At 39.9% G+C, this 13,854-nt stretch carries 11 protein-coding genes; 6 read left to right on the forward strand and 5 right to left on the reverse strand.

Annotated elements, in window-relative coordinates:
* Positions 1-8: 8 nt before the first annotated feature.
* From brnQ to NMK93_RS01930, 5 genes are all read right to left on the reverse strand, one after another.
* Entirely contained in the window at positions 9-1,316 is a 1,308-nt protein-coding gene (brnQ, locus tag NMK93_RS01910; protein ID WP_254526538.1) for a branched-chain amino acid transport system II carrier protein, read from the reverse strand.
* Between the two features lie 5 nt (positions 1,317-1,321).
* Positions 1,322-2,110: a dihydropteroate synthase gene (folP, locus tag NMK93_RS01915; protein WP_254526537.1), complete on the reverse strand. Its 789-nt coding sequence runs from the start codon at positions 2,108-2,110 to the stop codon at positions 1,322-1,324.
* Between the two features lie 124 nt (positions 2,111-2,234).
* Positions 2,235-2,714, reverse strand: coding sequence for a DUF4920 domain-containing protein (locus NMK93_RS01920; RefSeq protein WP_254526536.1), 480 nt, complete (start codon positions 2,712-2,714; stop codon positions 2,235-2,237).
* Between the two features lie 2 nt (positions 2,715-2,716).
* Positions 2,717-3,298 (reverse strand): L-threonylcarbamoyladenylate synthase, encoded by a 582-nt coding sequence (locus NMK93_RS01925; protein ID WP_254526535.1) that lies wholly within the window; start codon positions 3,296-3,298, stop codon positions 2,717-2,719.
* A 7-nt stretch (positions 3,299-3,305) separates the two neighbouring features.
* Positions 3,306-4,130 (reverse strand): 2,3,4,5-tetrahydropyridine-2,6-dicarboxylate N-succinyltransferase, encoded by an 825-nt coding sequence (locus NMK93_RS01930; protein ID WP_254526534.1) that lies wholly within the window; start codon positions 4,128-4,130, stop codon positions 3,306-3,308.
* A gap of 105 nt (positions 4,131-4,235) precedes the next feature.
* On the opposite strand from NMK93_RS01930, the gene NMK93_RS01935 reads away from it, so the two are divergent.
* The 6 genes from NMK93_RS01935 (at position 4,236) to NMK93_RS01960 (ending at position 13,830) form a co-directional block, all read left to right on the forward strand.
* Entirely contained in the window at positions 4,236-4,646 is a 411-nt protein-coding gene (locus tag NMK93_RS01935; RefSeq protein WP_185211298.1) for an RNA-binding S4 domain-containing protein, read from the forward strand.
* Entirely contained in the window at positions 4,636-6,291 is a 1,656-nt protein-coding gene (locus NMK93_RS01940; protein ID WP_237235534.1) for a DUF6377 domain-containing protein, read from the forward strand. The genes NMK93_RS01935 and NMK93_RS01940 overlap by 11 nt, the downstream gene beginning before the upstream one ends.
* Positions 6,292-6,488: 197 nt before the next feature.
* The gene (locus NMK93_RS01945; RefSeq protein WP_254526533.1) at positions 6,489-9,458 is read left to right on the forward strand and encodes a TonB-dependent receptor; all 2,970 of its coding nucleotides are present in this window, start codon (positions 6,489-6,491) and stop codon (positions 9,456-9,458) included.
* 34 nt (positions 9,459-9,492) lie between these two features.
* The gene (locus NMK93_RS01950) at positions 9,493-11,001 is read left to right on the forward strand and encodes a RagB/SusD family nutrient uptake outer membrane protein (RefSeq protein ID WP_254526532.1); all 1,509 of its coding nucleotides are present in this window, start codon (positions 9,493-9,495) and stop codon (positions 10,999-11,001) included.
* Between the two features lie 10 nt (positions 11,002-11,011).
* Positions 11,012-12,505 carry a glycoside hydrolase family 30 beta sandwich domain-containing protein gene (locus tag NMK93_RS01955; protein WP_185215902.1) on the forward strand — a complete coding sequence of 498 codons (1,494 nt, stop codon included), beginning with the start codon at positions 11,012-11,014 and terminating at the stop codon, positions 12,503-12,505.
* Positions 12,502-13,830, forward strand: coding sequence for a DUF5125 domain-containing protein (locus tag NMK93_RS01960; RefSeq protein WP_254526531.1), 1,329 nt, complete (start codon positions 12,502-12,504; stop codon positions 13,828-13,830). The genes NMK93_RS01955 and NMK93_RS01960 overlap by 4 nt, the downstream gene beginning before the upstream one ends.
* The last annotated feature ends 24 nt before the right edge of the window (positions 13,831-13,854 follow it).

Below are 13,854 nucleotides of genomic sequence, written 5' to 3' on the forward strand. Positions count from 1 at the left end.
CTTTTCATTTATAGCATTTTTTCTTCTTCTTTTTTGTGCCCAGTACCTGTAACCAAGATCAACAAAACAAACAACACAAAGGAAGGGACTACCCAACCTAATTCATATTGAAAGAATGGAATATGGTTCAGGGTTGAAATCATGCTTTCACTCAATAAGTTGAAATGTTTGGCCAATGATAAACAGGCAATAACGGTTGAACCGATCAAAGCAGCCACATAAGGCTTTTTGTTTTTTACAAAGCTTCCAAAGAAAACCGTGTATAGAACCAATGTGATGACAATCGGATAAACAAAAGTTAGGATAGGATAAGCAAAGGAAATAATATTATCAACTCCGGTAATAGAAAGCACACAGGATGCTATACAACATACAGTCACCAATAGCTTATAGCTCAATTTTCCTTTTGTCAGTGAAGAAAAGAAGGTTCCTACGGCAGAAGTCAATGCAATGGCAGTAGTCAAACAGGCCAGAGCGATACTGACTGCGATAGCAATGGTTCCAAATGGTCCCATGATGGCACGAGAAATACGGATCAGCAATTCCGATCTCTTGATCGCTAAATCCTCGATTCCAGAAGTTGCACCAAGATAGATCAAACCTCCATATATTATAAAAAGACAGGATGCAGCCAAAATACCAGCTGCGATTACCACTTGGTTCTTTGATTTTACGCTCGTATAGCCCTTTGTGCGGGATGCCGTAATGATAATCCCAGCAAAGATCACAGAAGCCAGCACATCCAAGGTTTGGTAGCCATCTACAAAACCTAAGGTAAAGGACTGCGCTGTATCCAAGGAAGATTCACTGAAATCTCCCATAGGGGAGAATATGCCCATGGCAATCAAGCTAATCAATAAGACCAGCAGCAATGGCGTCAATAGATTCCCGATAATATCTACCACTTTTGATGGTGCAATGGTCAGTAACCAAGTCACTGCAAAAAAGGCAATCGAGGTCCAAAGGGGATCTGCATTAGGGAATGAGGGCAATATACCAACTTCAAAGGTTGTAGCTGCTGTCCTCGGAATGGCAATCAGAGGCCCAATGCAGAGCATGATGACGGTTCCTAAGATAGGGGAAAGGAATTTGTTGATCCTAGTCCCAAGATCCTCAAATGATTCCCCTGAATTTACAACAGAGAGTATTCCGAAAAAAGGCAATAATATTCCGGTCAGACCAAATGCCAAGATGGTGATCCATACATGGTCTCCAATTTGTATTCCGATATAAGGGGGGAGTAATAAATTTCCAGCTCCGAAGAACATGGCAAATAAGGCAAAACCTATCGTGATTATGTCTCTAGTTTTCTTCAAAATGATTAGGTATAAAAAATTTCAATTAATTGTTTGGCCTCCTTGACATCATGGACCCTCAATATTTGGGCACCACGTTCTAGAAGCAAGGTGTTAAGTGCGATTGTTCCAGGTAATACTTGGTCAGGGGTAGATTTTATTTTTTTGTAGAGCATCGATTTTCTGGAAATACCCCCTAAAAGGGGCAATCCGAAATAATGTAGCTCTTGGATGCGCATCAGTAACTCATAATTCTGGTCAATGGTCTTGGCAAAACCATAACCGGGATCAAGGATGATATCCTTTACCCCTAATTCCCTGAGTTTTGCAACACTGTTTCCCAGACTTACCGCTACATCATTTACGACATCATCATAATATGTCATTTGCTGCATGGTAGCGGGTGTTCCGCGCATATGCATCAAAATATAAGGAACTTGAAGCCTAGCAACCGTATTGAACATATCCGCATCTAGACTCCCACCTGAAATATCATTGATGATATGGACCCCAGCCTTTACGCAGGCCTCGGCAACATCAGCTCGAAAGGTGTCAATGGATAGAATAGCTTTTGGAAATTGCTTATGTATAGCTTCAATAATTGGTATAGCGCGATCTAATTCTTCTTGATGACTTATTTCCTTTGCTCCAGGCCGGCTTGAGTAAGCACCGATATCAATGATATCTGCCCCTTCGCCAATTAATCTCTCCGTATGCTCCAAGGCCAAGTTCAGCGATTGGTGCTGGCCCGCATCATAAAATGAATCTGGTGTCAGATTGAGAATGCCCATGATCCTCGGGACTTCAAAAGTCATAAGTTGATTACCAAGGCGAATGCTTTGACAAGGAACAGGCTGAAAAACTGACATTTACGTAAGATTAATAAAAAAATAAGGCTGCAAATTCTCATTTGCAGCCCCCAAAATAAGTCTTTTGCGTCTACTTTACAACAAGAACACCATCTGCAACCAAAGAAATATCTTTTCTTGGCTGGTTAATTTTAGCAATTTCTTCTTTGCTCTTGCCCATATCCTCAGCATAATGCTTTTGCCACTCTACTGTGGTTTCTTTCACTTTTGCCTTGCCTTCCAATACCACAGTCTTGCCAATGATATCTTGAGGAACGAAATAAGCATAGTCTGTAAAACGTACCATGATCGGTTCCTTGCCTTCTTCTGTTTTCAGCGTCAGGAAGCAACCTTTTTTCGTACATACCTGAACAACCTCGCCTTGAACTTTTCCTGTATAGGATTCTTTTCCAGCTAGGTTCTTTTCAAGTTGTTTGACAGAGATAGCGCCATTTTTATCTATTTTCTTGCCATAGCTAACACCTGCTTTTGCTGGTTGAATGGCAGTTTGTGCATTGCTAAATGCAATGAATGCAACTGCACAGATCAGTAAAGAGATAATTTTTTTCATATTTATTTTCTAATAAATTCAAATTTTCCGCTCGGATCCAATTTCATGATCGTTGATGCCGTACCATTTGATGGATCCTGTTGCCCAAATTTAACAACATAGTCCACTCCATTTACAATCTCATCAGAGACTTCTACGAAATTCCTTGCTGAGGCATCACCGCTGATGTTTGCCGAGGTAGAAACAATAGGTTTTCTGAACCTTTGTAACAACTGCTCGCAAAATGGATGGTTCACAATACGGATCCCAATGCTGCCATCCTCCGCTACGACATTGCTGGCCAAGTTCTTTGCTTTGGAATAGATAATGGTCAAAGGCTTATCCGTTGCTTCCAATAATTCATAAGCAACTTCAGGAACCTCGCTCACATAGCTTTGTAATTGATTGTCATTGCCCAAAAGGATGATCATGCTCTTGCCTTTATCTCTTCCTTTCAATGCAAAAATCTTTTCAACAGCTTCCGGATTAGTCGCATCACAACCGATTCCCCAAATGGTATCGGTAGGATACAAGATCAATCCCCCAGACTTCAGTGTTTCCAAAGCCTGATTCAAATCCTCTTTATCTATATAAAGTCTTTGCATCAGTGTGCTATACTGCTACATTATGATCACGAAGCGCATCGTTTAATGAAGTCTTCTTATCGGTAGATTCTTTTCTTTGCCCAATGATCAATGCACATGGTACTTGAAATTCTCCAGCTGGGAACTTCTTGGTATACGAACCTGGAATTACCACAGAACGCGCAGGTACATAGCCTTTGTATTCTACAGGCTCAGAACCTGAAACATCAATAATTTTGGTTGATGCTGTCAAGACCACGTTAGCACCTAATACAGCTTCTTCCTCAACACGAACGCCTTCAACGACAATCGCTCTTGACCCAACGAATACGTTGTCTTCAATAATTACTGGCGCTGCTTGTACAGGTTCTAATACACCACCAATACCAACACCACCGCTTAGGTGAACATTCTTGCCGATCTGAGCACATGAACCAACGGTTGCCCATGTATCCACCATCGTACCTTCACCAACATACGCACCAATATTGACATAAGAAGGCATCATGATTACACCCTTAGACAAAAAAGCACCGTAACGGGCTGAAGCTCCAGGAACAACACGAACACCTAACTCCTTGTAGTTTGTTTTTAATTTCATTTTGTCATGGTAGACAAAAGGATCATTCTTGATCACCTCCATATTACGGATAGGGAAATAAAGAATTACAGCTTTTTTAATCCAATCATTGACATACCAAGATTCTCCAACAGGTTCAGCAACACGTAATTCGCCTTTGTCCAAGTGCTGAATTACGAATTCAATCGCCTCGTAGTATTCTTTGTACTCCAATAACTGTCTGTTCTCCCAAGCTTCTTCTATTAATTTTTGAAGGGTTGTATTATCTACCATAATATTCTTAAAAGTAATTTTAAATTATTAACAAATATGGAGATTTTTAATGATATGTAAGTTACAGAAGGGGCAAAATTAAGAAGATATGACTATTTTTGTAGGATGGCAGAGGCAGCAGACAAATTGCGGATTGATAAATACTTATGGGCAATTCGTATATTCAAAACCAGAAGTTTGGCAACAGAAGCTTGTAAAGCAGGGAAAGTTAAACTCAATGGCCAAAATGTAAAACCTTCAGCAATCGTCAAAGTGGGGGAAACCTATAGCATTCAGAAGGGAATTGAGCGTAAGGTCATTAAGGTTACTGGATTGCTCGAACGTAGGTCTGACGCCAAAACGGCCGTGCAATTTTATGAAGATCACACACCAGTAGAAGAAACCTATGCTTTCAAATCATCATTCCACGCACCTGTCCTGAAAAGAGACCGTGGGACTGGTCGGCCTACTAAAAAGGATAGAAGGGAAATTGATGATCTGAAAAGTGATTGGTGGGAAGAAGATAATGATAACTAAACTTGAATTAAAGAAAGTATTCTTTTCTATTTTATATTTATTGGCACTGGTAGGACAAACTTCCTTTGCCCAATCTGTCGTGGATGTGAGCCCTAAAGACTCTGTGGAAAGAGAACTTAAAAAGGTGCTAGGCAGAAAGATTGAATTTGAAAAGGAAAAATTGATGAAGATCTTCGAAATCAAGGAACGCCTGAAACTAATGCCTTCTCCTGCCGATCGGTATAACTTCCAAGACAAACTTTATAACGAGTTCAAGACCTATCAAATCGACTCTGCTATCTTTTATGTCAATGAAAATAAAAAGCTAGCCCTACAATTGAATGATAACTTTAAAAAGAATGAAGTCGATATCCAATTGGCAAGCTTATATTCCTCTGCGGGGCGATTCATCGAATCAAACGAAATCTTAAAAGGTATTCCAAGACAAAGCCTCTCCAGTGAACAGGAGGCTGATTATTACCGGGCCTTCTCCGATTTCTATTCCCATTATGGACAAAGTACCAACCACTATAATTATTTTAGCCTGAGCGAAGTCTACCGCGATTCCTTGCTCAACGTTCTTCCTACTGATTCCAAAGAACATCGAATAAGTTCTGCAACAAGAGCATTATTTGGAAATAATTTCGAAAAAGCGGAAAAAGAACTCCTGCAATTATTGAGTGAATATAAAGACACCGACCATGAACGGGCTGTAATTGCCTATTTATTAGGGTTACTCTATAAAAACAAGGATGACCAAGAAAAACAGATTTACTATTTAGGCCTTTCTGCCATCACCGATGTTAAAAATACGGTTAAGGATAATGCTTCTATGCAAAGTCTTGCCCTGGTCTATTTTGAAAGAAATGAAATCGATAAGGCCTACCTCTTTATTCAGGAAGCCATGGAAGACGCCCTTTTCTGTAATGTTAGATTTAGGACCATAGAAAACTCCTCTTTTTATCCGATTATCAATTCTGCTTTTCAGGAAAAAGAACAAGCAAATAAAAATCAGCTCAAAAACTTCCTGTACACCATATCTCTGATGTCCATCCTGCTTCTGGTCGCCTTCATCATATTATATATGCAGATGAAACGGTTGAAAAAAACCAGAAAGGACCTGAAAAACCTAAATGACGAACTGCAAGGCCTTAATGCCCAATTGTTAAAAGTCAATCAAGACCTTCAGGAGTCAAATCATATTAAGGAAGAGTATATGGCGCAGTTTTTTGAATTATGCTCCGCCTATATCGATAAATTAGATAATACCAGAAAAGGGATCTTAAAAAAGATTTCTAATAACCAATTGGATGAACTCAGTAAGGAATTGAAATCCCAAGATTTTATCAAGACCGAACTTGACGACCTATATCACAACTTCGACGTGATTTTCCTGAACCTTTATCCAACCTTTATACAGGAGTTCAACAACCTGTTAAAACCCGAAGAAAGATTGAGCTTGAAACATGATGAATTGCTGAATTCCGAACTCCGTATTTTTGCGTTGATCCGTCTCGGTATTTCTGATTCCACCAAGATTGCTCGGTTCCTTCGCTACTCTTTGCGTACGGTTTATAACTATAGAGTTAAGGTACGTAACAAAGTTTTAGGTACCAAAGAGGACTTCGATGAACAGATTAAGGAGATTGGTAACCTAAAATTTTAGCATATCCCTTTACTTTTTTTCTTTTTAAAAGCGCCTAATAACCTGTAAAACAATGCTTATTGATTTACTTTGGTTACTTTTTTGTTTTGGCCCGCCTCAAATGCTAACTAAAAATTAGCACCCTGCTTAACTTTGGAATGGGAAGTTTAGGTATACCCTAAATTATTTTATTAATCTCATAACTGATTATAAGACGTATGAAACTTTTTACTAAAGTTAGTATCGGTCTTTTCCTTTTTATGGTATCTGTTTTTTCAAATTTTGCATTCGCGCAAAATGGAATTCGAGTTTCAGGAAAGGTTATAGACGAAGCCAGCAATGAACCAATTATTGGGGCTACCATTACTGTTATCGGAGGTTCTGCATCTACCTCTTCAGATAACACGGGACTATTTACACTCGAGAATGTTCCAGCAAATTCAAAACTTCGAGTTTCTTATCTAGGCTATAAAAGCCAAGAAGTAATTGCACAAGCAGAATTGACCATCACTTTGACTCCAGAAACAAATGCGCTGGAAGATGTCGTTGTTATCGGTTATGGTGCAGTTAAAAGAAAAGATGTAACAGCCGCTATCTCCTCCGTATCCTTGGAAGACCTTGACGAAAGACCAATTGTCAATGCCAACCAAGCTATTCAGGGTAAAGCAGCAGGGGTAACCGTTTCTCAACCTTCTGGTGCTCCAGGTGGTGGAACTTCTATCCGTATCCGTGGTACCACTTCCTTCAACGGAAGTAATGACCCGCTTTATGTGGTTGACGGAGTAACAGTTGACAATATCAACTTCCTTTCGCCTAATGATATCGCCGATATGCAGATCCTAAAAGATGCATCTTCAGCTTCTATCTACGGATCGAGGGCTGCAAACGGGGTTATCTTGATCAGCACAAAACAGGGTAGAGTTGGAAATCCAAAGATTACTTTGAATGCTTTAGCGACTCAAAATAGAGTGACCAACAGCATTACGCCCTTAAACACAGCGCAATACAAAGAGTTGATGGATGAGATCGGTATTGTGAAATTGCCTGATGGATTGACAGACCAAACCGATTGGTTCGATGAAACCTTCAGTAATGGATTGACCCAAGATTATCAGCTTTCCATTTCAGACGGATCCGATAGAATCAAATACTTCCTTTCCGGTGGCTATGTAAATGATAAAGGGATTGTCCATTCCACATTCTATAAACGTTATAACTTCAGGGGTAACATTGAAAACAAAGTGAGGGATTGGTTAACTGTGAATGCTAACTTCTCCTATGCTGACTATAACGGAAACGGAATGGTGGAAGGTACAGGTTCCAATAGAGGTGGGGTTGTCCTGTCTGCAATCAATACGCCGACTTTTGCGCCGATCATGGATCCTTTCAATCCGAAACAGTTCTACAATAACTTCTACGGTCTGAACGTGACTTCTCCACTGGAGAATTTAGCAACGACAGGAAATAACCGCAACCGTGAAAACAGATTGATTGGATCAGGTTCTGCTACAGTTCACATTACTCCAGGATTGAACTTCAAAACGTTGTTCGCCCTAGATAGAAGAAATGCTTTTTCTTCTACTTTCTTGGACCCATTGTCTACTTCTTGGGGTAGGAACCAATTCGGTGAAGCAACGGATTCTAGAAACATGAATACCGTCATCACTTTTGATAACACCTTGACCTACAATAAAAGCTTTGATAAACATAACTTCGAAGCCATGGCAGGTACAGCTTGGTTAAGCTCAAACTATACCAACAGTTATATCCTCGGTTCGCACTTTAGAAATGATTTGATCGAAACCTTGAATGTGGCCAATAAAATCTCCTGGACTGGTACCGGTTCATCAGCATCTGATTGGGCAATGATGTCTTATTTCGGACGTCTTTCCTATAATTATGATGGCAAATACTTGGTAACTGCCAATTTAAGATCAGATGGTTCCTCTAAATTACACCCTAGCAAAAGATGGTCTATGTTCCCATCGGTTTCAGCCGCTTGGCGTTTATCATCGGAGGAATTCCTAAGTGATGTGCCTTGGATGAACGACTTAAAACTTCGTGGAGGTTGGGGCCAAACAGGTAACCAATCGGGTATCGGTGACTATGCTTATTTACAACGCTATAATATTATCCGTTCACCATGGTTCGAAGAAGGTAAAACCAACGATTTAGCTTCCGTTACTCCAGAAAACCTAAGAACAATTGACTTAGGCTGGGAAAGAACAACACAAACTGGGGTAGGTTTGGACTTTACAGGTTTCAATAATAGATTGACCGTGAACTTGGATTACTACTACAAGAACACAACCGACATGTTGATGTGGGTGGATCTTCCAGGTAGTGGTAATATCTCCCAAATCCAAAGAAATGAGGGTGAAATGACCAACCGTGGTTTTGAAACCAATATCAATGCCGATATCTTAAAAGGCGAAGGCCTAACTTGGTCTTCAGGTTTTAATATCTCTTTCAACAGAAATAAATTTACCAAATTGGTGCTAAAACCTGTTTATTTCGATGCTAGAACCACTGACTATGTTAATGAAACCGTAGTAAGAAACGAGGCAGGAAGACCTGTGGGTGGTTTCTTTGGTTATATCAGCGAAGGGGTAAATCCTGAAACTGGTGATATGATCTATTCCGATATCAATGGCGATGGAAAAGTGACTGTCAATGATAAAACTTACATCGGTGATCCTAACCCTAACTTCACTTTCGGATTTACCAATAACCTTTCTTACAAAGGATTGAACCTAAATATCTTTATCCAAGGTTCTCAAGGCAATGATATCTACAACGTTTCCAGAATGGAAATGGAAGGCATGTACGATGGTAAAAACCAATCTACACGTGTTCTTCAACGTTGGAGAGTCCCAGGTCAAATTACCGAAGTCCCTCGTGCAGGTTATGATATGAAAAACTCCTCATACTTCGTAGAAGATGGAAGTTATATCCGCTTGAAAAACATTTCCCTTTCCTATAACATCAAAGCTCCAGCCTTGTCAAAAATTGGAATTAACAAATTGGCTCCGTTTATCTCAGCCACCAACCTAATTACCTTGACAAAATACACCGGCTTGGATCCAGAGGTTAACCAATGGGGAAATTCAGGTAGGGTGCAAGGTTTAGATTGGGGTACATATCCTCAAACTAGGTCGTTCGTGTTTGGATTAAATATGGAGTTCTAAGATTATGATGATGAGAACAATGAAATTTTATATAATGAAGAAGATGCTGATCGCAGTACTCGGTACTGTGGCCATCTCAAGCTGCTCTCTTGATAAAGATCCTCTTGGTCAATATTCTGACGTGACCGAAGGGGTAAATGAAGAAGGAAAAAAAGTAGTCTTTAAAGACAAAGCTGCGGTAGACAACTACATGCAAGGCTTATATAATATCCTACGTGATAGACAGGAACATTGGTATCTTGACCAAATGTTGATTGCTGAATCGCATTCAGATAATGCTTACGCAGGAACGACTGGTGCCGAAGTAGTGCCTTATGAAAATAACGGCATCGAAGGTTCCAATTCAGTTGTTCAGCGCGATTGGATCCGTTACCTGGAGGATGTTGCCAAACTGAATATCCTGATCGTTAATGTGGATTCGGTGGCTGACAATTCCCTGTCCTCTGCATTACGTAAGCAATACAAAGCGGAAGCAAAAATTCAAAGAGCTTTGATTTTCTTTGATATGGTGCGTTTGTGGGGAGATATTCCTTTGGTGACCACAGTGGGTAAAGATATAACCGCAGAAAATATCGAAGAGGTTTACGACGATTATTTCCCGAGCCAGACGCCTGAAAAGGAGGTTTATGAATTCTTGGCCAAGGAATTGGAAGAAGCCATCGTCGATGCGCCATCCAATAATGCCGCTAACAAAACAAAATTCTCAAAATCCGTAGCCAAAGCTTTATTGGCTAAGGTCTATTCTGAAAAACCAATCCGTAACTATGCAAAGGTTATTCAATATGTGGATGATTTGGCAGCAGATGGATTTGCTTTAGATGCAGATTATAAAAATTTGTTTGGCGTTCAAGAAGGAAATGCAGAACCATTGATCAGAAATAGCAAAGAAGCTATTTTAGAAACCCAATTCTTTGCGGGTAATGGAAACTGGGTAACCTGGATGTTTGGACGTGACCTATCAAACTACAATAGCAATTTTACATGGGCAAAATGGATCACTCCTTCAAGGGATTTAATAAATGCATTCACCCGCGAAGGAGATGAGATCCGCTACACAGAATCTATAGTGTATTATCAAGCTGGTTGGAGCAACTACTACCCGGCAAGCAACTACCCATTCATGTATAAAACTCGTTCGGCATTCAGTAACATCATAAAAATTCGTTATGCGGACCTGTTATTGCTTAAAGCTGAAGCGTTGATCAATGGCGATAGCCCTAATCTTACAGCAGCAGCTGCAATTATCGATCAAGTTCGCCAACGTGTGAAACTTCCGAAATTGAGCAATGCCGTTAAAGGAAGCAAAGACGCCATGTTAAATGCCTTGTTGAGTGAAAGAAGATTAGAATTGGCTTTCGAAGGGCAACGCTGGTATGACCTTGTGCGCTTGAATAAAGTTGAATCGGTGATGAATGCAGTATATGCAAAAGATTCAGGCAGAAAAGCCCAAGTTTATCCATTTACAGAGAACTCATATCGCTTGCCGATTCCGCAATCGATTATAGATGAAAACCCTAAAATCAAGCAAAATCTAGGATATTAATACTGAAACTATGAATAATTTAAAGAAATATATATTTGTTGCAAGCTTGTTCTCCTCGATTTTTACGGCTTGTGGAAATGACACGAATATCAATGGCGGAGACCCAGTTCCTGTAGACCCTACATCAGGAGATGTATTAATCTATACAACAACCGGATCACTAAGCCATGATTTCAAAAAATCCTATGTGGACTTTAGCAAGACCAGTAACATGGGGACTAAGACCATTAAGATCGATGAAAGCAAAACATTCCAAACCATGGATGGATTTGGTTCTGCTATCACCGGTTCTGCAGCCTTCAACTTGTTGAAAATGGCACCAGAGGACCGTACGAAATTCCTAAAAGAAACATTCTCTCCAACAGAAGGAATGGGGCAAAGCTATATCCGTATCGCTATTGGCTGTTCTGATTTCTCATTGGATGAATATACCTTGGCCGATAAACCAGGAATTGAAAACTTCGCACTTCAATCGGAAGAATTGGAATATGTGATTCCAGTTTTAAAAGAGATTATCGCCATCAATCCAGAAATCAAGATCATGGGCTCGCCATGGACTCCTCCAAAATGGATGAAAGTGAATAACTTGACGGAATTGAAACCCTACGATTCTTGGACAGGGGGGCACTTGAACCCTAAATACTACCAAGACTATGCAACCTATTTTGTAAAGTGGATCCAAGCCATGAAAGAACATGGAGTTAATATTTACTCCATTACAACACAAAATGAGCCATTGAACGATAAGAACTCGGCTTCATTGGTCATGTTTTGGAATGAGCAACAAGCATTTGTTAAAAATGCGCTTGGTCCTAAGATGAAAGCAGCTGGATTAACAACCAAAATCTACGCATTCGACCATAACTATAACTATGATAATATGCCAGAACAACAGGATTATCCAATCAAGATTTTTGAAGATCCTGCTGCAGCTGCTTATTTCGCTGGTTCTGCTTACCATAACTATGGTGGTGACAAGGCCGAGTTATTGGATATCCACGCCAAAGCACCGAACAAAGATTTGATCTTTACCGAAACTTCCATTGGAACTTGGAATGACGGCCATGCTCTAGGAAAAAGATTGTTGGAGGATATGCGTGAAGTAGCCTTAGGAACAGTAAACAACTGGAGCAAAGGGGTGATCGTATGGAATTTAATGTTGGATTCGGAAAGAGGACCTAACCGTGAAGGTGGTTGCCAAACTTGTTATGGTGCCGTTGATATCAGCAAAGCCGATTACAAGACCATTCGCAGAAACTCACATTACTACATCATCGGACATATGTCAGCCGTGGTAAAACCAGGTGCAGTACGCATTGGTTCTGAAGGTTATACAGATGCTGGATTGTCATATGCTGCTTTCAAAAACACCGATGGTAGCTATGCTTTTGTAATTGCAAATGCAAATGGAAGCAATTCTAGAATTGTTATTGAGGATGGGAAAAATCATTTCAGTTATGATGTTCCTGCAGGTTCTGTTGTTTCTTATTCTTGGAAAAAATGAAAAAATTAATCAATTATTTAGCCTTTTCACTTCTTTTGAGCTTGATGTTCTCTTGTAAAGAAGATGAATTAATCGTGCCTTATGGCGCTGGGGAGCCTGCCATTGAAATAGTTAAAAGTCCAACTGCTTCTTTGTTTGGCGATAGTTTGCAATATACCGTGAATGTTTCGGATAAAAGCGTAGACCTTTCTACCTTGAAAGTACAATTGTTGTTCAGTGATGAAGTCGTTTCGGAACAGACCATACGTACAAAAGAAGCTGGATCGTACTCTGGGAAATTATATGTTCCTTACTTAAAGAACATTCCAAATGGTTCTGCCTTATTGAAATTTACTCTTCAAAATGTGCAGATGGTGAGTAAAACGGAAGAAAAAGTCCTGAATATCACGAGACCAGATTTTCCTTATTTAAACTTAGTAGCTGAAGGAAAGACCTATCGCATGAACAAGGTTGGGCCTAACCAGTACGAGGTTTCTGATGAATTTAAGATGAAAGCTCCGGCTTATATCGAAGCGCCTAAAGTAGGTGAGTTCGGAAATAAGATTCAATTTGGATGGGAGAATAAAGCGATCCTGCAAGGGGTAAATACGCCAATTCCTTTTTCTAATGCTTTCGATGGAGTTTATAAGATCAGTTTCAATACCTTGACTTATGCGGCTTCACCTTTCCTTCGTTATGCAATCAATGATACAGATATGTCCATGGTTGAAGATGAAATCTTCTCGGTTGACCTAACGATCAATAAAGATGAAGAATTGACCTTTGAAGGAATGCCAGCGGGATGGTGGGTCGATAAGGACTATATCCGTCAAGATGGTGATAAGTACTACTTCAATGCCATGTCTGGAAAATACCGCTTCATTGCCGATCTAGGAAAAAAATATATTAAGGTAGAAGCTATGAACGGAAATGATCTAGCAAGATTGAATGCCGATGGTACCGGAGCTATCTGGATTATTGGTGAAGGTATCGGTAAACCAACTGTTGCTGACAATCAGGTAGGTTGGGATCCAGGAAAGGCCATCTGTGTGACACCAATTGGAGGTAAGAAATACCAAGTGACAGTAGTGGCTGGACAATCCATCAATACCGATAATATCAACTTCAAATTCTTCCATGAAAAAGGATGGAACGGTGAATTCAAGAATACAGACTTGACAACCTCTAGTGACATCATTTTGATTGGAGATGGAACAAATGGCCGTGACCCAGGCAATTTAGGTCTTCAGGCTGGTAAAAAACTGGAAGCAGGTGCAACTTATGTATTCGTAGTTGATCTGTCTGAAGGAAATAACAAAGCAAAACTTAGTGTGACAAAACAATAAAACAACTAACAGTTTAGATTGATT

The sequence above is a fragment of the Sphingobacterium sp. LZ7M1 genome (assembly GCF_024296865.1).
Lineage (GTDB): Bacteria > Bacteroidota > Bacteroidia > Sphingobacteriales > Sphingobacteriaceae > Sphingobacterium.